This is a genomic window from Planctomycetia bacterium, assembly GCA_015075745.1.
Classification (GTDB): Bacteria; Planctomycetota; Phycisphaerae; order UBA1845; family UTPLA1; genus UTPLA1.
Genome location: JABTTW010000001.1, coordinates 387,132 through 405,888, shown reverse-complemented (window position 1 = coordinate 405,888; position 18,757 = coordinate 387,132). Strand labels below are relative to the sequence as shown.

The following is an 18,757-nucleotide window of genomic DNA, read 5'->3' as shown; positions in this document are numbered from 1 at the left end:
CCATGTGGAATCAGGTCCGCACCCTCCGCTTCAAGCTGACGATGCTTTTCCTCACGGTGTTCGGCGTCTCGATCACCGTCCTGAGCGTTGTCGTGCTCACATTCTGGGAGTCCAACGTCATCGCAACGGTCGACGGCCGCCTGGAAGATCGCCTCGAAGTCGCTCTTGGACAGATCGAACGCGACGCCAACGAAGGCCGAGAGTCGCCATTTGCCGAGGCGGTGGAAGCGCCGTTCAAGTCGCTGCGCGGCTCGCGTTACTACATTCAGCTTCGCTCGGCGACCGGTGAATCCCGCAACCGATCCCAAAACCTGCGCAACGTCCGCCTCCCCATGCCCGCCGACCTCTCAAATCTCAGAAAATCCAAGCGGCCGAAGTTTGAGACGATCGAGGGTACCGACATCGCCGCGCTGCTCGGGTCCGACGGTCAGATGCGCCTGCTCACGCGATATTGCGAGGTTTCCGGCGTGTTGCCGTTTTACATTCAGATCGGCCTGAACCTCGGCGCCTTCGACACCAGCCGGTCCAACCTGCAGCGGATATTCCTGATCGTCATTCCCTTCGGCATGCTCGCCGCCGGCCTCGCGTCGTGGTTCATCGCCCGGCGCTCGCTGGCGCCCATTCGCAAGATCGCCCGTGAGGCACAGGAGCTGACCGCGGCCCGGCTCGACCGTCGAATGCAGTTGCCGCAGGCGCGCGATGAAGTCGGTGAGCTGGTCATCACGATCAACCAGATGCTCGACCGCCTTGAGGCCGCGTTTATCGCCCAGGAGCGCTTCGTCGCCGACGCCGCCCACGAGTTGAAGACGCCTGTCGCGGTGCTGCTCGGCGAGTTGCAGGTGTTTCGGCAAAAGCCGCGTTCGCCGGAAGAGTACGATCGCTACATGACGGGCCTATTGGACGAGATGCGCCGCCTCGCGCAGATGATCGACAGCCTGCTCACCCTGGCCCGCGCCGACGCCGGGCTGCCGCTCGCTTCGACCGAAGCCGTGTCGATCAACGAGACGGCGACAGACGTAGTCCAGCGCTGGCAGCGAATCGCCGAGGAGAAGGGAATCCGCCTCGTGTTGTCCCTGGCCATGCCGAGCGGCGACGAACCCGACCCGCTCGTCAAGGGCGACGCGGACCTGCTCGAGTCGCTCCTGGGTAACCTCGTGCAAAACGGCGTGAGATATTCTCCGGCGGGCGAATCCGTCGAGGTGAAAGTGAGCATCGAGGGCCAGATCGTACGCGTATCGGTTCGCGATCGCGGCGCGGGCATCCCGCAGCAGCACATGGACCGCGTCTTCGAACGTTTCTATCGGATTCCGCGGGTGGAGGAGGGCGCCAACGGCACCGGCCTGGGCCTGGCCATCGCCAAGGGCGTCACGCGACTGCACGGCGGCAATATCTCAGTGAGCAGCCGTGAGGGCGGCGGTTGCGAATTCGTGGTGGATCTGCCGCTGGCGCCCGAATGATCAGGAAGCCGCGGCCACGGACTGCGGAATGACCACCGCGTGCGGGCGATGAACCGGCTCGGCCGTCGGCTTGCCGACCAGGGCGATCGACGGTTGCAACCCGGCAGGCTTCGCCGCGACCCGCGTCATCCACACGCTCTTGTGAGAGGTCATCAGCGCGAAGGGCCACACCCATGACACGAAGAGCGTCACGTAGTAGCTGTACACGATGCCGAAGATGGCCTCGGTGCTCTTTTCTCGCACGGCGAAGAACAGCGTGGAGAAGAGGCCGCCGGTCACGCATGCCGCCAGCAGCTTGAGGCCGAAGATCGTCGGATACACGGCGGACATCACCAGGGTGAACCCCAGAAAGATGTACGGAAGAACCAGCCCGATCGCGCTGTTGATGAAGTTGAATCGCACGCCAAGCTGGAGGCCAGGGCGGAAACTGCTGAAGAGGTAGCTCGCGGTGTGCACCGTCTCGCGGACGTTGCTGCGACCCCAGCGGAGGAACATCTTGCAAAGCGCCGAGTAGGTCTTCGGGCTCTTGGTGAAGACCTTCGCCGTTCGCTGGAACTTCACCTTGAAGCCCTGGCGAATGATGAAATTAGTCATGGCGTGGTCTTCGCCCGCTCGGGCATGACCGCCCAGATAAGTCTGGTGCAGCCACTGATCGAGGATCGGCATCACGGCCTTGCGGCGATAGGCGGCCAGGGCGCCGGCACAACAGAGCACCGTGCCTCCGCCCATCATGCTCTGGGCGGCGCGCTTGAAGTCAAAAGTCATCACATATCGAACGGACAGCATCCGGGGAATGATGCCGTCGAACTTGTTCAGCACGCGGACATTGCCCGCCACGCCGCCGACCTGGCTGTCTTCAACCATGGGGCTGACGACCGACTTCAGGGCGTCCGGTTCGATGAGCGAATCGCTGTCCACCGTGATGAAGACGTCGCCGGAAGCGCGTCGGAAGCCTTCCCACAGCACCCATCGCTTGCCACGGTTCTCTTCAAAGTGCAGCGGCAGAATCTTGACCATGGAGGAGACTTCGGCAGAGGCCTTCTGGATGTGGTGCCAGGTGTCGTCGGTGCTGCCGTCGTCGCACACGATGATCTCAAATCGATCGACCGGATAGTTCGCCCGGGCCAGATGGCGAATCGTGTCGCCGACGAGCGCGCCTTCGTTGAAGGCCGGCACGACGACCGTGATCTTCGGGAGACGCGAATCGGCGACGATCGGCACCGGGCGATATCGCACCGCCAGGACAAATCGCCACACCGACCAGATCGTCGAGATACCGGCGTACGAAGCGCCGAAGATCATGACCGGTCGCAAAAAGGGCGAGTGCCACATGATGTGAATCGCCTGGTGACTCGAATCAAACCAATATGCAGCCGAGATGACGGCGACGCAAAAGCCGACGAGGCCGAGCTTCGCCGGGACATCGCGAAGCGACTCGCTTTGATCCTTGGTGCGCGGCGCGGCGGAAATCTTCGCTGTGTTCCACAAACCGCTGAGTGAGATGACGGACAAGTTTCTGCTCCTTCGCATTCCGGAGGCCACACGTTGCAATTGTAGCTCTCTTAGAACCGCCAACCTGCTGAAGGTTGGCTGCATCGGTGGGAAATTCCAAAGTCGGGCAGGCAAGTCCGATCACAACGGCGTGATCGGTGCGGCGGGGGTCCGATGACACATGGACCTCGTCCCTGCCAACGATGCGAATACTATGGCTGGTACAGTTGAAAGGGGGGTGAAATGCGGATTAAAAAGGGTTAATGCCGACTTCGACGGGGACCGGCACATCACGGGCACTCCGGTCGCCCTATTGTTCCGACGCCATGATTCGCACGGCTCAGCCGACGGCCGCCTGAAGTGCCATGGGACGCGAGAAACGAGCCTCAGACGACTCCGAGCCTTTCGACCGCCTGATGCGCGGGCTGACCGTGAGACCGTCGGTCGGAACGTGTGCGATGGCCCAATTCACCTCGCGAGAGGTCTCGATATCGACCATGGGAATTCTGGCGGGTTGGAGGCCGTCCCAAAGCACAATGGGTCCCTTTTTCAGTTTTCTGGCCCACCAGTAGAGCTTCGGAAAAGTCATGACGATACCGATCTGCCCGATGATCTGGAACAGGAATCGGCGAAGGGCCAGCGAGTCGTGCCGCCAATTCAGGACGATTCGTAGCATGTTGGCCGGGTTATAGAAAGTCGCATAACCGCGCACGACGTTCATCTGTCGTTCCCACGGCCGCGGGTGCTTGGAAGCGGCCACGTGATTGCCGTCCTGGAAGGCCTGGGGAATCTTCATCCCCGCCACCGTTTTGAACAGTCGCTTCTCCCTCGCCGCCGGCTCGAAGTCCAGCGTGCCGACGGCCGGGCCCAGGTAGGTGCACTGGTATGACACGGCGCCCTTGTCGAACATGTACTTCGCCTGATTGACCAGGCCGTTGAGCGTCCCGTTCGGAGAGCGCAGAGGCTGGTCGTCATTGTGGATCATCATGCACATCGGCTCGATGCCGAGCTTGCGCAGTGCGTCGTACACGATCGTCGTCTTGCCGGGCGTCTGGCCCTTGTTGACCAGCTCGGCGGTGATGTCCTCGATGCCGAACCAGATCGCCGTCATGCCGGCCTTGCGGCACAGCGGGAGGATGTCCAGATTCTTATGGACGTCGAACTCCGTCGCCTCGGTGTAGAAGCGGATCACTTCGCCCATCGGCTTGCCGCGAATCTTGGTATTCGCCATCGCCGTCATCAGATCGACGACCGTCTCGCGGCTGTTGAAGAAATTGTCGTCGGTTCCGAAGAACTCGGTGATGCCGAAGTTCTCATGAATATGTTTGATCTCCTCGGCCAATCGCTGGGGGCTCTTGTGACGCCACGTCCGCTGATTCACCGCCGGGATCGGGCAATAGGTGCAGGCAAACTTACACCCATGCGTGGATATGACCGAGGAAACGATCGACACCTTGCCGACCTTGTCGGCGGCGAACGGCGCCGCGGCCAGCGTCTGTCGCCGATGCGGCGGCTCGATCATCCGATACCCCGCGTCCGGCATGGGCATCTCGTCGAGGTCTCGCAGCAGTCGCTGCACGCCGGTGTTGATGGCGTAGAGCTTGTCCGCCGGCGCATCCGGCGGCAGATAGACCAGGCCGGCCACGTCCTCCAGCGCCCCTTCATCTCGGGCGCGGCGGTAAGCGGAAAGGCACGAGTCCTTCTCGCCTTTGTGGTCGAGGATCTTCTTGAGCAGCTCCAGCATGACGTAGGCCTCGCCGGTCGAGACGCAGTCAGCGCTCATGCCCGGCTCGGGGCCGAGGTCGAAGAAATCGACCGGCTCGTAGATCGCCTTGGGGCCGCCGGCCAGGACCAGCGGGCGGGCGTCATCTCCCATGCCGATCGCGTCGCGAACCATGTCGTAGGCCGGCTCGGCATGAACCTGCATGGCCGAGACCATGAGGATGTCGAGCGGCTTGCCGCCCAGCTTGGCCTTGTTGGCTTTGAAATTGGGAGTCCACTGCTGGAGGACGATGCGGACGTTCTTGAAGCCCGCCGCGTTGAGGCAGTCGCCCAGCGTGCGCACCGAGCAGGGCGCCATGCGCCGATCGGCGTACCAATAAGGCAGCATCCGCGTTCGAAAGTCGAAGGCATAGACGATGGCGATGGCCAGATCGTGCGCGTCCTTGCGCTGTCGCAGTTCGCTCAGTATCTCGGTAAGCGCGCCGTCCGGGATGTAAACGTCGTTGGGCTTGCGGCGGGGAAGTTCCACTCGATTCTCCAGGTGTATCTATAGGCGTGCCTCACCGGGCAGGAGGCTAAAGAGCCCGACACGCCGACATGATACGGCCCAAGAGACTTAATCGCTACTCGGAATACCGCCGATTGGGGCTCGCCACAGCCTGTTTGCCGCTTTTCTTCTGCCGCCTGTGGCGCCATCGCTCGCTGCAATGCTGCTCGTGCTGCCCTTTGCGCCATGCGCTCACGCCGCCTGCGCGAGCTTTCGGAACGCTGTTGGGTTTTGCTCAGGAGCGCCCGCACCGAACGTTGCTCAGCAACGACAGCACCGATTGCTTGGTTCAAGGGCGTCAGCGCCGAGCACGTTGGACGGGTGCATCCGCCCCAAGCGCTTGGTCTAGGAGCGTCCGCACCGAGCGATTTGTCCACGGGCGTCTGCCCCGATCGCGATGCTCCCGAGCGCCCGCACCAAACGTTGCTCGAAACCGTCCGCTCCGAGCGATTTTTCCATGGGTGTCCGCACCGACCACAACTCCGGCCCGGAGGGCCAACGATGGTAGCCGGTGGTTTCAACCACCGGATAGCGATCATCCACCTCTTATTTTTTTCACCGCCCGAAAGGGCGGACGCGGGCTGGTCATCCAAGTTCGTCCGCCCTCCGGACAGGAATGAAATGGGGCCGCAAGGGTCCAGTGATTAAAATCACTGGCTACCATCGTACGCCCTACCGGGCGAATACATGCATCATCATTCCGATCAGCTACCTGGCGAGAGCGCGCAGACCCCGCGCAAACTCATCCTCGGCCCGAAGGGCCAAAAGTCAGTAGGCAGGGGCATCGCACCTGTACCCGGGTAGGCCCCAAATCCATCTCGACCCCAACGGGGTCGCATCCCGCCGCGCGCGATCACCATTCCCCGCGCGCACGCTGAGCGAGAATGCACAAATGCAGTTTAACCCAACGATGACCCCGCGAGGTCGCGCCCAAAGTAGACTCGCCCCTTGCAAGGCATGAGTATTCAGCCCTTTGCAAGATTCTTGCTCACTTACCTTCCAGGTCCTTCGGCTTGATCTTAAACGCCACCGTCACCAGTCCAGTTCCCATGAAAAACGCGAGGCCGTATCTCGGCCGCTCACGGGTCAGGCAGACGATGACGCAACACAACATGGCTGCGATCGCAAACAACCACACGATGAGTCCTCGCCGGCTTCGCCATGCACTTCCCACGATCGGAGACTCCTACAATTAACCGGTGATGGAAAACCAACTACACAACGGCATGCCTGCCGCCAATGATAGTGGTTTCGAGGTATCTGTATCGTTGCGCTATGAACGATGAGCGAAATCGTCCCCTGTCAGCTTACAACGCCGTAGCCAAATCATCCCGACAAAGCCCAAGAATCCAATCGTACTCGGCTCTGGCACGGGCGTCCCCCAAAATTCATAGGTCAGATCAGCGCCGACATGAATTCGACTTCCAAGGGTCGGATGTTGAAACGGGATAATTTCAACTTCGCGCACCGTGAGGCGAATCGACGATATCGCATTCCCGACCAAGTCGGGTACGAAGCCAAACTGAATAGATTCACTTCGCGGTCCACCGACCCCGGCGTGGCCCACATAAAGTGAGGAAAACACTTCGTTGTCGAGCCCGTCGGAAATCCTGCCGACCATCCCCGCAAACGCCGGACAATTACGTGAATTGAATTCCACTGTTCCGGATTGGCCTGCGAGCCAGAATAATCCGCGACCGATTTCTGTCGGAATGAATTCGTTTTCACGAAGGTGAGAGAGTGCAAGTTCGACCGCGTCCGCAGGTGCCCATCCCGCTCCATCCTCAGTTGGCCACACCCGATCAAACGACGCCAATAGCATGGGACTCGCGGAGGCTCGGGATTGCACAGACACGACAATGGCCACGGCAAGAATCGCGGCTAATCGCAAGAAACTCATGACCTCACGTCTCCCAACCCCGATCAGGCTCGCCTCTTACAATGCCAAAGCATTCCCATCCCAACAATGCTCAGAAACCCAAACATCCCCGGCTCCGGCACAGGCGTCCCCCAAAACTCCCAGGTGATATCCGCATCGAATCGGGTCGCCGGCCCGCAGTCACAAGGCGGATCGTAGGCCTCAACATTCATGTTGTGAACAACCAGGCGCACGGATTCCAATTGCCACCGGGCCAGGTCCGGCGAGCCGCCGAGCATCTCTGACTCCATGAAGCCTGGCCCTCCTCCTCCGCCGCATTCCTCTGCATATCCCAGCGAAATGATGAAATCATCGTGCCCATCGGAAATAAGGGCAGCAAACTCGCTAAACGCCTCTGAATTCTCCGGCGTGACGTCCAAGAAGCCGACTTCGCCGTCCTCCCAAAATCGAAGGCCCTTTCCGATCGTGACGATGTGCGTGAATCCCTGAGAGTCGTGCTCAAGAAAGAACTCGAATCTCTCACTTGGGCACCCAAACGCACTACCGCCAAATGTGTGCTGGTCAAACGACGAAATCACCGTACCCGCCATCAATGTCGAAGGCAGGCTCAACAGGGTAAAGAGGCCGAATGCCACGAGGGTGCAAATACGGTGCGCCATCATTCCTCCTTGAATGCACACAGGTCGTACATTTTGAGTATCGGCAGGCAGCGCCACCCATGCCCGCGTTTGCATCCAGAATCCGCCATAAGGCGCGCACGCGGAGCAAGAATGCAAAAATGGAGATCAATCCAACAATTGCCCCGCGAGGTAGCGCATCGTGCAAGATCAAAACCCCCTCAACCAACCGACCCCTTCGCGCTTCGACCCCGCCGCACCTCATGCCCCCGGCCGCAAGTCTCAGGTCTTTTCCATCAAAAACCACCCAATACGCGACTCGCCCCAACACACGCCCGCCACAAGAGTTGCAAGCGAAAAAAATCGCGTGTGTCACTATATGTCACCTTCGCTTTTTCAGAACGTGCGCGCGATCAGCGCCTTCGTCTTCACCCTCGACCCCTCGACCCCTTTGCCCCTTTTTTTTTCGCCTATTGTCACCTTGGAATTGCGAAGCACCAGACGTGCAACCGCTGCAAAAAAAAACGCTCGCGGCTCAGTCGCGGAAAGTCACGTCACCCCAGCGATTCGGAACGTGCATATCGATCAATCCCTGCGGAGACCACACCCAGTTGTTCTCCGGCCGGCCCGGCACTCTGGAGTATTTTCCCTGATGAATCTCGTGTTCCCATTCCACGCGCGAAAAGTTCATCCGCCACACGTCGCCTGCCTCAGGAGGGAGCCGCACCGAAGTAAGCCCCTCGAATGTCTTCCAGGGAATCGCCGCCTCCACCGACCAGCCGCGATCCCGATCCGACGGATCGTTAATCGTCCCGTCAATGGCCACCGCGGTGCGCAGCCCCGGCGCGTTCCATTCGTGTACCGCCGGGCCGCCGTCCAGGTAGGTTCGCTTCAGCAGCAGATCGAAGATCGTCCCCAGCGCATTGAGTTCGATCTCGACGTAGTTCCGTGTATCGCCGTCGGGATCGATGAATATCTCAAAGTCGTTGTCGTTGAAAACGATCTCGTCGCGCTCGCGGAGCGTGGCCCAGACGTGCGGCTCCTCCAGTTCGGCGGCGATGTACAGGCATTCGTCGTCCCAAAGCATCTTCGCCCGCGTGCGATAGGTCGGCGTCGGTCGCTTCGCCCCTTCGATATCCACGAAGTCAGTAGTCCACGTGGCCCGTTGCCACGGCGTGTCATCGAGTCGCCCGTCAATCTCCGGGGCCGACTCCGTTCGCAGGCATTCGTAGGAACGGCGGGACTCGCAGCCGCAAAGGAAGGCAATCATCAAAGCCAGGAGGCAACTCGGCCGCGCGCCGAGCCGCCGGATATGTGCAAGTCGCATCACTTCGGCAGCGTCCGGCGAATCTCTCGCAGGCTCTCGGTCGGCTTCGAGTGCCGAAAGATGCCCGACGAAACGACCAGAATGTCCGCCCCCGCCTCGACGAGTTTCGCGGCGTTGTCCTGCTTGACCCCGCCGTCCACCGTGATCGTCGCGGCCGAGCCGGTCTCGCGGATGTCGTCGCGAATCTCCGACACTCGGGCATACGTCGTGTTCAGCAGGGCCTGCCCCGCGAAACCGGGCGCGATGCCCATGACGCAGACGTTTCCGACGTATGGGAGCAGCGGCTTGATCGCCACGGGCGGCGTCTCGGGATTCAGCGCGACGCCCGCCTCCATGCCGGCCTTGTTGATCGCCTGCACAAGGCCCATCGCCCGCTGGCTCGCCTCAATGTGGAAGATCATCCGAAACTGGCCCATGCCGTTCATTCGAGTGACCCAGTCCTCGGGGCGCGTGACCATCAGGTGCACTTCGGTCGGGATCTTCGCCACCTCGCAGGTCCGGCGAACGACCTCTTCACCGAAGCTGATCGTCGGCACGAAATGGCCGTCGCAGATGTCGAGCTGGAGCAGATCGGAGCCCGCCTCCTCGCAGATGCGGATGGCCCCCGCGAGATCGAGCAGATCGCCCGCGAGGATGGAACCGGCGAATTGTGTCGGCTTTTTCGCTGCCATAGCGGTGCCATGGTATCGCAGGGGCAGTTGGTTTGCGACTGGCGCAGGCGGCCTGTCCGGGGTGAAGGGCGGTCGTTCGAGCCGGCTCCGATTTGCAGCCGATATCCGCGATATGGACAGCGGCCTGGGTCGGCATATCGACGTGGTTCTCGGCGATGAGGCGAAGAAGGGCGGCGGCCCCGATGGACGGCCGTGGATCGGCGTGCTCTTTGAATGCTGCGGAGCGTACCTGCGGATCTACCGCGACCCGGCGATTGATCGGTATGAAGGCAAATGTCCGGAATGCGGACGGCAGGTACGGGTGAAAGTCGGACCCGGCGGCGTGAAGTCGAGAGTTTTCAGGGCGACGCCCTGCTGATTCGCGATGGGCAAAAAAAATGGGATGGGCCCGCCTCGCACTCGGACCCACCCCTTACACAACCGACCCATTTCTGGGCCTGGCACGTTTGAACCGGGGAGCACTCGCTCGCAGCTTCCCGGATTTTTTCGAACCTCGTGTGATTCAGGCCTTTGCCTCGTCACACGAGATTCACATAAGCAACGGTCGTGCCATGGCCCTCGCGGCGTTGGCCTCAGATCGAAATTTTGCTCCTAAAAGCATATTCCAAAAAGAGTTATGATCCATCCGGCTGGTCCCTGGCAGACCCTCCGAGAACCGCACGCTCAATAAAATGGGTGAATCTACCCATGTCCGGCAATCTAGCATGGGTTCGCTTCCCCAATTCCCCACCCCAAGCTAATCGTTGGAACGTTGCTGATCTCTGGAAAACTGACATTCCAATAATGCGTCCGACTTCACGGACATTTGAACCATATCCAGAGATGACTGGCCGCACCGGCGGGGCATAGAATGGGGAGTGGATGGTTCGTTTTCGCGGGGGGCAGCCATACCCGTTCGGGGAAATCTCAATCCGGGTCGGGCTGTGCGAGGGGAACAAGGGATGAAGCGCAATCACGTAATATGTTTATTCGGCGCGTTGTGCGCCTCCATGGGAATGTCGACCGGCGGCTGTCCGACAATCGGGACAGGTCTCGCGCCAACGTCGCCGCCGATCATCATTCCGATCGGCGCGTCGCAAAACACACTGACGCGCACCTTCCAGGTAGACCTGCGGCGTCATCCACAGACGCGTCAGATCACCTGGGACTTCGGTGACGGTGGAGTCGCGGCCGGGATGCCGGTCGCCACCGGGCAGACCATGACTCACGTCTTCGCCCGCGCCGGCACGTTCAACGTGACAGTTCATCTGTTCAGCGAGGCCGATCCGGTGACAAAGTCGCCGCCGGCGCTGATCGGCACCGGCATGTTGCCCGTCGACGTACTGGGTCCCAATGCGCTGCCCAGCGCGGATTTCACGGTACAGCAACTTCTGGACGCGAACAACCAACCGGTGTCGGGCGGTCGCACATTTAGCGCGCTTTCAAGCCGCGACCCGGACGGCAGCATCTCCTCGTTTGTCTGGGATTTCGGCGACGGCACATCCGCGGAAGGCGTCACAGCTGAGCATACTTATCAGGGTAGCGGACGCTTTGTCGCGCGATTGACCGTCACTGACAATCGGGGCGGCACGGGAACCACGACGCGGTCGGTGCTCGTCAACTTCGCACCCACGGCGACCTTTGATTTTACCATCACCGGTCCCAACCTGCTGACCGTCAACTTTGACGCTTCTCAGAGCGCGGATCCGGATGGGGCGATCACCTCGTTCAGTTGGGATTTCGGGGACAACTCCGCCGCGGGATCCGGCGCTATTGTTTCGCACACCTATGCAGCGCCCGATAGTTTTGATGTCCGGCTATCGATTACGGATGACTTCGGGCAGGTCGTGTCGACGACTCGGACGGTTACTGTGGTGGGTATCGAGCCTTTCGTGCGCAGTGCCGATCCGGCCTTTGGCGAGGTCGATTCGCCTTCAATTACGATCGTATTGGACGGAGAGAATTTTGAGTCGGACGCAACCATACAATTGCGGCGAGGCGCCGCCGTCATCGATGCAACATCGGTCGCTTTCGTCAGCGCCCAGTCGATTCGCGGCACCTTCGATCTCACCGGCGCGGTTCGCGGGGACTACGACATCATCGTGAACAATCCGGTCGGCGGCACGACGACGCTGACGGCCGGCTTCAGAATCGTGACGCCTGATCTTGTTCGACTGCGAACGACGCTGGGAGACGTGGTGGTGCAAATGGTCGCGGATGCGCCGATCACGACGGACAACTTCCTTCAGTATGTTGAAGACGGATTCTACAACGGCACGATCTTTCATCGCGTGATACCCAACTTCGTCGTTCAAGGTGGAGGCTTCCTGCCTGGAAACGTGGTGCCCAGCGGACTGCGTGGGCCGATTCAGAATGAATTCAGCCCGCAGCGGAGCAACATTCGAGGGACGGTGGCGATGGCGAAGCTGCCGAACGACCCGAACTCGGCGACGTCCGGCTTCTTCTTCAACCTCGCCGACAATTCCGCAAACCTGGACAACCAGAACGGCGGTTTCACCGTCTTCGCCAACGTGACCGAGGGTCTCGATGTGGTTGATGCGATGGCGGCGGTCCCGCTCACCGGGGAAGTGCCCGATACCGACATCATTGTCATCAGCGCGGAACGGGAATAAGCGCTTCGGGTTTGTCCGAAACAACTCGACGCGTCAGCGCCCGGGGCTTATCGTGCCTGGGGTGAAGACGAGGGGCAGGTCGGCCGGTCTCGGTGCCGGCTCCATGTTGAGTCGGGGCAGAACATACACGTCAATCAGCGGTTTCTCGGCGTCGTTGGTTTCGACGCGAACGATGTCGCCGTATTCGGGCGGCCGGTACTGGCCGAGCGGCAATCGCACTTCGATCTCGCGGGTCTTCGGGTTCGAGGCATTGAGCGGGAGCAGTTTGATGCGAAACCCGGGATTGCTGCATGAAACCGAAGTGATCTCAAAGTGCTCGCTGCCGTTATTGGTGATGCGCAGGGCGCGGATCGGCTGTATCGGGTACTTGGGGTCGACGATCATCTTGGGCGGGACGACCTCGATTCTGGCGGGGACGTAGGCATAGGCGCCGACGTTGAAGGCCGGATTGTCGCTGATGTTCGTACCGAACATGATGGTGCCGGAGTTATAGCCCTCGACGAACGGCGGCTCGCCAATCACGGTGAGTTCGTATTCTTCCTTAGGCTTGGTTTCCTTGAGTTCGGCGCGGAATCGCTCCGAGCCCTGATTGACCCCCAGCAGTTTGAGTTCGAGTGGACTTCCGCTGGTATTGGTCATCTTGATCACCCGGCGTACGTGCTGGTCGGCGGTGACGCGGCCAAAGTTCGCCCCGAAGTTGCGAATGTCGGCGAAGTCGCTGGTGCCGACACGGGCGACGCTGTCCTCGATGACTTCGAGCTTGCAGACTGTCTTGACGAAGCCTTTCATCTCCAGGGTCATGTACGGATTGGTAGGGTCGTTGGTCTTGACGACAATCGACTCCTGCACCTGCCCCGACTTGGATGCGGTTTGCAAAGTGAAGGTGATCGTACCTGATTCGCCCTGAGGTATTTCCCGGGTGTAATCGTCGGCTACGGAACAACTGCAGTGAGGCTTGGCCTCGATGAGTTTGAGAATGCCGACGCCCTCGTTTCGGACGACGAACTTGTTCTGGACGACAAGACCCGCCCAGGCTGTGCCGAAGTCGTGGAGCGGTTCATCGAGAACCCACTTCGGTCCGGTCGCCGGCGGTGCAGCGGCCGGCTTCCCGGACTGCTGGAATGCGTGAACGTGGGATGCGGCCGCGAGAGTCAGCGACACGCAGAAACCGGTCCAAATCGGCTTTCGACAACGATGCATCTTGAAACTCCCCAATACCAACGAAAGTCCACTGCCGCGCAACGGGCGGCACGCTCAGGCCAACAGGCGAAAAGCGCCCAGCAACAGGGCCCCGATAAGTCCCATTGACGTCAAAATCATCAGACACAGTATCACGCTCGCAACCGGGATCGCTGAAAGCTTCTCGCATCGCATGGTCTTGTAGACAATGCTGATGCTGAGAATCAGCGGCACGAGCATGCCGAGCCGCCAGAAACCGGTCACGTCGATCGGTTGGACAAATAATCCGGACAACCAACTCTCCATGAATCAGGCCCTTCCTCCGCTCTTGGGCGGCGGACGCGGCTGCGCAACCGCCGTCATCGACTCAACCCGGGCCAGGACATCAATGATGACCAGCAGGTTGAGCAGTCCGGCGACACCGGCGTAGACAACCGCGATATTCGACGCGGGCCACGACGCCTTGATCTCATCTTTGTGCTGGGAAAGCCGCTGGTTGCTCCAGTAAAGCGCGGCCAACGCCTGCGGACCCATGCACAACTGGGCGGCGATCCAGGCGCCGTTTTCCCGGGGAGTGACGGTGGTGCGGACGCCGCCGACGGCCACGCCGGTCCAGAATGTTCCCGTGATGACGGCGAGGAAGATAAAGGCACGCGCTCGCTGGCCGATCCACCAGTGTCCGAGTCCGGGCAGCATCCACGCGAGCAGCGCTGCGACCGGGGCTGAGGGGGCCGTCGTATCCGAGTGGGAGTCCGACTTGGCGGTCTTCACCATGAGCACATTGTCCTGTTGAGCATTACATTCCGCAGGGGCCTGACGGGTCACCGCAACGACCGCAGCCGCCGGCCGGGGCCGAAGATCGAGCGGGCTGGCCGCCGGCCTGAGCGGCGAAGACGCTGATTTTTCGCATCGCCTTGCGCTCGCCGCATTGGGGACATTGGACGGCCCTTGCCGATCCGGATGAGGAAACCAGCTCCTCAAAATCCCGATCGCAGGCCTCGCAATGAAACTCAAAAATCGGCATGTTCACCGCCTGCACATGATCCCGAGAGGCGGCCAATCCGCATCCCGGGAGGATATCCTGAGTATATCGGTGGCCAGAGCCTGTCGCAATGAAGCGACTCGAGATCGACAGGGGCGACTGCGTTGACCGTGTCACCGATGCCGGTCCATGACGGATCACCGAGGAATGGCCGGAGTTGAACGGATCGGTCACGCGGGCGAATGATCGCAGCGGCATTTGCTTCCTGATACCATCCCCTTCATGCCTGTTGAGCATCGCATTGCCATGTGGTCCGGCCCGCGGAATATCTCGACCGCGATGATGCGGGCGTGGGGTTCGCGCGGGGACACGGTCGTCTGCGATGAGCCGCTGTATGCCCATTACCTCAAGCTCACCGGGCGCGATCATCCCGGGGCGGAGGAAATCGTGGCTCAGTGCGAGACCGACTGGCGGAAGGTCATCGGCCAACTGACGGGGGCAATCCCGGACGGCAAGGCGATCTATTACCAGAAACACATGGCCCATCATCTGCTGCCGGGCATGGACCGCGACTGGGCGCTGAAGCTGTCGAACTGCTTTCTGATTCGCGAGCCGAGTGCCATGCTTGCGTCACTGGTGAAGGTGATTCCCTTTCCCGGCGTCGAGGAGACCGGCCTTCCGCAGCAGATCGAGTTGTTTGACATGATTGTCGCCGCGACGGGGAGCGAGCCGCCGGTCATTTTCGCGCGCGATGTGCTGGAGAATCCCGCCGGAATGCTTGCCGCGCTTTGCGAGCAACTGGGCGTGCCATTTTCCGACGCGATGCTGCGCTGGGAGCCTGGTCCGCGGGCCACCGACGGCATCTGGGGCAAGCACTGGTATGCCAATGTCGAGAAATCGACGGGGTTCGAACCGTATGCCGAAAAGGACATTTCTCCGCCGAGTCACCTTCGAAGCGTACTGGAGAAGTGTGAACGACTGTTCGAGAGGCTCTTTGCCAAGCGGCTCGCGCCATCGACGACTAAACTCCCCAAGTGAATTCGACGCGACGGCGGGATTGGATCCGCCTATGAACCGTACGCGAGGCCCCCGCGTTAGAGAAGATGATGTCCGACACGCCCCCCGCAACCCAGAATTTTCCGCTGAGTCGACGGCCGAGCGATCGGTTCTATTCGCGCCTGCAATGGCTGATGCTGGGCTTGCTTGCGCTGCTCATCCTTTATTCTTTTGTGCTGTTACCGCACTACCCGGTTTCGCGGCCGGTGGGATTTCGGCTGGTCATTTTCTCGCTGGTCTGCCTGAACGGGCTTTGGTGGAGCGTGGCCGATCGGCGTTTTGCACGATTCATCCGCTCTGCAGGCGCGTCGCGATTTCTTCGACTTGGGACCGCCGGCTTTGGCATCGCCCTGAACATTCCGATTGCCTACATGCTGATCGCCGGCCGGATGCCGCAATTTATTCGCAGCCCGACCTGGTACGCCGGCGCGGTGACGCTCTGGCACCTGGGACTTGCCTTTTGCCTGCCCATCGTCGCGGGACTGCGCCTGTTTGTGCTCGCCGTCGAGGGAGTCTGGCGGCGTGTCAGAAGCACAAATCCGTCGCCGACGCAACCGCAGGACAGGCAATCGACTGATGCAGTGTCGAATGACGCCGAATTGCTGACCCGCAGGAAGTTGCTCAAGACCGCCTTCGCCACCGCGCCGGTTCTCCTGCTCACCGGGGCTACCGCCTATGGGCGCGCGGAGGAGGGCGAGCTGCTGATTCGTCGCCACAAACTGCCCGCGCCGTGGCTGCCCGATCGCTTGCGCGGGCTTACGATTACTCACGTCAGCGATCTGCACGTGGGCCGCTTGTATCGGCCGTATCTGCTTCCCCGCCTGGTTGACGTGGTGAACGGGCTGGACAGTGACATCGTCCTTGTCACCGGCGACATCATCGACAACTCCAACGACATGCTGCCGGCTGCGGTGTCGGCGATCGGGCAGTTCCGCCATCGCCACGGGCTTTTCGTGTGCATTGGGAACCACGACGAGATCGACGACCGCGCCGCGTTCATTCGCTACACGCGCGACCAACTGCCGCTGCTCATCAACGAGCGGAGGTCCATCGAGATCGGCGGCGAGCGGATCACCATCGCCGGGCTCGATTATTCAAGCAGTCCGCAGCCGCGCGGCCGTCGATTGGGCGATGTCGCCGCCGCCGAGGAGATGCTGCTGGGCCACCGCGTGGAGCGCGAGGGGCCTGTCATCGCACTGGCGCATCATCCTCACGCCTTCGACACGATGGCGCCGCTCGGCGTCCCGCTCACCCTCTCCGGGCATACCCACGGCGGGCAGATCATGCTCACCCCGCCGGGAATGCGGCCGGACCTGGGACTGGGGCAAATCCTGTTTCATTACATTCGCGGCTTCTACCGTCAGGGGGCGAGCGACCTGTTCGTGAACAGCGGCGTGGGCAACTGGTTTCCTTTGCGGATTCAGGCCCCGGCGGAAGTCGTGCAGATCCAACTCGTATAGGCGGATTGTTGATCGAAGGTGACGTCGGCTGCGTACCTACGGTGCGTAGGTGAAGTTCACATGGTTCACACCGTGGCAAGTCAGGGTGCAGGTGCCGGTGAAGTTTCCGGTGTCGACAAAGAGGCGCTGCCCACCCACGACGGTGAGGTCGAAGTTGATGAGATGATCGTGCCGCGCCTGCGGGCCGGTGACGCCGTGGGCCGCGTGGCAGACGCTGCACGGCGTGCGCTCGGTGACGATGTGGCGGTTGTGGAAGCGGAAGCTCTGATCGCCGAGGATCGAGTTGCGATCGTGGCACCGATAGCAAAGCGCATAGGCCTGGGGCGACTCGATGGTGAAGTCGGCCGTCTCGTATTGAGCCGCGAGTAGGAAGTCGAACCTGGAACCGTGTGGGCCGTTGGGGCCGAACCCGCCCAACTCTCGGGCGTCGGGATTATTGTGGCAGTCCTGGCAGCCGATGACGGGCCGGGCACGTTGCAGCGGCACAAGGCTGGGCACATCCATGCCACCGCGCGCGGGGAAGAGAATCGGATGGGCCGACGCGACGGTGGGCAGCAACTCGCGCCGAATGTTTCCGATGGCATCGCGCTGACGAATGATGCGCCGATCGACCGGCACCGGATTGTCCGCATGGCAGCGGAAACACACTTCGTAATAGTACCTTGCGCGATCAACCTGATTGCCGGAAGCCGTGACGCCGGGGACGAACTGCATGCCCGGCGGAATGAGCGCGGCGGGGGCGGCGGTCAGGCGTGTCTGTGCCAGCGGGTTGGCCTTGACCGCGTGCGGATTGTGGCAGTCGACGCAGTCGACGTGCGGCCGCATGGTGAGCGGGTTTTCGGTCGGGTCGTGCAGATCGAAGAATCGGGCGGTGCGATGGCCGCTGCGCTGGTTCATGAGTCCGGAGATGTCCCGCGCGGGAAATCCGCTGTGGCAGTTGATGCAAATATCGTAAGGGCGTGCGCGCAGCAGACGTTCGCGGTGCGGGGCATTATGCGAAAGGTGGCACGTCTGACAGGCATTGTCGAACATGGAGTTGAAGGGGGCGGCGACGCCGTTGGTCACGGTGAAGGGCACGGTCTTGGAACTGAGGGCATGGGCGCTGTTTCGCCAGCCGTCCATGCGGTGACAGGTATTGCACAAGGCGCCTTCGCGCTGGGTGATTCGCAGGAAGTTGCCCAACTCGTTGTTGTGGGCGTCGTGACAGGCGGTGCACTCCAACTCGCCGCGGTCGCCGAGCTTGATGCGATGATCGACGAGGTCCGGCGAGCGGAGCTGTGAGTCGCGATTGGAAAGCTGGCGATCGAAACGGAAGCCGATCGGGTGATCGTCGGACAAGTCGTTTGTCAGATTGCTCGTGCCGGTCGGCATAAAAGGCTGATTCATGGCGATGGGATCGGTGGGGGATCGCGACAGGACAAGCCCCAGCGCGATGCTGCCGTCATGGCACGAGAGGCACAACTTGCTGGGCCCGCCGGGCTGGTCGATTCGCGCGTCGGTCGTGCTGCTGGTATAGATTCGGTAGTGGGTCGTGGGGTTGTAACGGTTCCAGAGCGGGGCCTGTGGATCTGCGTTGTGCGGCGTGTGGCAGAAGATGCAGACCTCGCCCTCGTTCAAGGCTCGCACGGTGCCGCGACCCGCCGCGGAGAGATTGTGCGGCGACAGGACCACGCTCTCATCAGCATGGGCCGGGGGAAGCGACGCGACGGCAAGTAGCAGGGTCGGGAGTATGAGCAAACGAGCGCGCGCCCTGGGTA

The 18,757-nt window shown here is 61.3% G+C and carries 16 protein-coding genes; 5 read left to right on the top strand and 11 right to left on the bottom strand.

Annotation, left to right across the window (positions count from 1 at the left end; genetic code table 11):
* Nucleotides 1-2 precede the first annotated feature (2 nt).
* Nucleotides 3-1,457 carry a HAMP domain-containing protein gene (locus tag HS101_01665; GenBank protein ID MBE7504972.1) on the top strand — a complete coding sequence of 485 codons (1,455 nt, stop codon included), beginning with the start codon at nucleotides 3-5 and terminating at the stop codon, nucleotides 1,455-1,457.
* Here HS101_01665 and HS101_01660 read toward each other — a convergent pair whose 3' ends face one another.
* From HS101_01660 to HS101_01635, 6 genes are all read right to left on the bottom strand, one after another.
* A complete protein-coding gene (locus HS101_01660; protein MBE7504971.1) occupies nucleotides 1,458-2,969 on the bottom strand; it encodes a glycosyltransferase family 2 protein in 1,512 nt (503 codons plus the stop codon).
* A 319-nt stretch (nucleotides 2,970-3,288) separates the two neighbouring features.
* Entirely contained in the window at nucleotides 3,289-5,199 is a 1,911-nt protein-coding gene (locus tag HS101_01655) for a radical SAM protein (GenBank protein MBE7504970.1), read from the bottom strand.
* Between the two features lie 1,291 nt (nucleotides 5,200-6,490).
* Nucleotides 6,491-7,117, bottom strand: coding sequence for a PEP-CTERM sorting domain-containing protein (locus HS101_01650; protein ID MBE7504969.1), 627 nt, complete (start codon nucleotides 7,115-7,117; stop codon nucleotides 6,491-6,493).
* Nucleotides 7,118-7,140: 23 nt separating this feature from the next.
* Complete coding sequence (locus HS101_01645) at nucleotides 7,141-7,755, bottom strand: hypothetical protein (GenBank protein MBE7504968.1); 615 nt, start codon at nucleotides 7,753-7,755, stop codon at nucleotides 7,141-7,143.
* Nucleotides 7,756-8,248: 493 nt separating this feature from the next.
* On the bottom strand, nucleotides 8,249-8,983 hold the full coding sequence (locus HS101_01640) for a carbohydrate-binding family 9-like protein (protein ID MBE7504967.1): 735 nt from the start codon (nucleotides 8,981-8,983) through the stop codon (nucleotides 8,249-8,251).
* 56 nt (nucleotides 8,984-9,039) lie between these two features.
* The gene (locus HS101_01635; protein MBE7504966.1) at nucleotides 9,040-9,711 is read right to left on the bottom strand and encodes a ribulose-phosphate 3-epimerase; all 672 of its coding nucleotides are present in this window, start codon (nucleotides 9,709-9,711) and stop codon (nucleotides 9,040-9,042) included.
* Between the two features lie 142 nt (nucleotides 9,712-9,853).
* Between HS101_01635 and HS101_01630 the strand changes: the two genes are divergently transcribed.
* Nucleotides 9,854-10,069, top strand: a complete 216-nt coding sequence (locus HS101_01630) for a hypothetical protein (GenBank protein MBE7504965.1) — start codon at nucleotides 9,854-9,856, stop codon at nucleotides 10,067-10,069.
* 583 nt (nucleotides 10,070-10,652) lie between these two features.
* Nucleotides 10,653-12,323, top strand: a complete 1,671-nt coding sequence (locus tag HS101_01625) for a peptidylprolyl isomerase (GenBank protein MBE7504964.1) — start codon at nucleotides 10,653-10,655, stop codon at nucleotides 12,321-12,323.
* A 33-nt stretch (nucleotides 12,324-12,356) separates the two neighbouring features.
* On the opposite strand, the gene HS101_01620 is transcribed toward HS101_01625, so the two are convergent.
* From HS101_01620 to HS101_01605, 4 genes are read right to left on the bottom strand one after another with little or no spacing between them, the layout of a single operon-like run.
* Nucleotides 12,357-13,523, bottom strand: coding sequence for a DUF1573 domain-containing protein (locus HS101_01620; GenBank protein ID MBE7504963.1), 1,167 nt, complete (start codon nucleotides 13,521-13,523; stop codon nucleotides 12,357-12,359).
* A 54-nt stretch (nucleotides 13,524-13,577) separates the two neighbouring features.
* Nucleotides 13,578-13,796, bottom strand: a complete 219-nt coding sequence (locus tag HS101_01615; GenBank protein ID MBE7504962.1) for a hypothetical protein — start codon at nucleotides 13,794-13,796, stop codon at nucleotides 13,578-13,580.
* Between the two features lie 15 nt (nucleotides 13,797-13,811).
* Complete coding sequence (locus tag HS101_01610; GenBank protein ID MBE7504961.1) at nucleotides 13,812-14,276, bottom strand: hypothetical protein; 465 nt, start codon at nucleotides 14,274-14,276, stop codon at nucleotides 13,812-13,814.
* 22 nt (nucleotides 14,277-14,298) lie between these two features.
* Nucleotides 14,299-14,526 carry a zinc ribbon domain-containing protein gene (locus HS101_01605; protein ID MBE7504960.1) on the bottom strand — a complete coding sequence of 76 codons (228 nt, stop codon included), beginning with the start codon at nucleotides 14,524-14,526 and terminating at the stop codon, nucleotides 14,299-14,301.
* A 240-nt stretch (nucleotides 14,527-14,766) separates the two neighbouring features.
* Between HS101_01605 and HS101_01600 the strand changes: the two genes are divergently transcribed.
* Together HS101_01600 and HS101_01595 are read left to right on the top strand one after the other, a co-directional pair.
* Nucleotides 14,767-15,522 carry an HAD family hydrolase gene (locus HS101_01600; GenBank protein MBE7504959.1) on the top strand — a complete coding sequence of 252 codons (756 nt, stop codon included), beginning with the start codon at nucleotides 14,767-14,769 and terminating at the stop codon, nucleotides 15,520-15,522.
* Between the two features lie 68 nt (nucleotides 15,523-15,590).
* A complete protein-coding gene (locus tag HS101_01595; protein MBE7504958.1) occupies nucleotides 15,591-17,000 on the top strand; it encodes a metallophosphoesterase in 1,410 nt (469 codons plus the stop codon).
* Between the two features lie 36 nt (nucleotides 17,001-17,036).
* Here the strand turns inward: HS101_01595 and HS101_01590 are convergent, their stop codons facing one another.
* Nucleotides 17,037-18,737: a hypothetical protein gene (locus HS101_01590; GenBank protein MBE7504957.1), complete on the bottom strand. Its 1,701-nt coding sequence runs from the start codon at nucleotides 18,735-18,737 to the stop codon at nucleotides 17,037-17,039.
* Nucleotides 18,738-18,757: the final 20 nt, after the last annotated feature.

What these genes read in the sequence shown, in the direction of transcription:
- HS101_01640 (MBE7504967.1), bottom strand. Translation starts at nt 8,983, where the DNA reads ATGATTGCCTTCCTTTGCGGCTGCGAGTCCCGCCGTTCCTACGAATGC.
- HS101_01620 (MBE7504963.1), bottom strand. Translation starts at nt 13,523, where the DNA reads ATGCATCGTTGTCGAAAGCCGATTTGGACCGGTTTCTGCGTGTCGCTG.
- HS101_01600 (MBE7504959.1), top strand. Translation starts at nt 14,767, where the DNA reads ATGCCTGTTGAGCATCGCATTGCCATGTGGTCCGGCCCGCGGAATATC.
- HS101_01665 (MBE7504972.1), top strand. Translation starts at nt 3, where the DNA reads ATGTGGAATCAGGTCCGCACCCTCCGCTTCAAGCTGACGATGCTTTTC.
- HS101_01645 (MBE7504968.1), bottom strand. Translation starts at nt 7,755, where the DNA reads ATGGCGCACCGTATTTGCACCCTCGTGGCATTCGGCCTCTTTACCCTG.
- HS101_01595 (MBE7504958.1), top strand. Translation starts at nt 15,591, where the DNA reads ATGTCCGACACGCCCCCCGCAACCCAGAATTTTCCGCTGAGTCGACGG.
- HS101_01635 (MBE7504966.1), bottom strand. Translation starts at nt 9,711, where the DNA reads ATGGCAGCGAAAAAGCCGACACAATTCGCCGGTTCCATCCTCGCGGGC.
- HS101_01610 (MBE7504961.1), bottom strand. Translation starts at nt 14,276, where the DNA reads ATGGTGAAGACCGCCAAGTCGGACTCCCACTCGGATACGACGGCCCCC.
- HS101_01625 (MBE7504964.1), top strand. Translation starts at nt 10,653, where the DNA reads ATGAAGCGCAATCACGTAATATGTTTATTCGGCGCGTTGTGCGCCTCC.
- HS101_01650 (MBE7504969.1), bottom strand. Translation starts at nt 7,117, where the DNA reads ATGAGTTTCTTGCGATTAGCCGCGATTCTTGCCGTGGCCATTGTCGTG.
- HS101_01605 (MBE7504960.1), bottom strand. Translation starts at nt 14,526, where the DNA reads ATGCCGATTTTTGAGTTTCATTGCGAGGCCTGCGATCGGGATTTTGAG.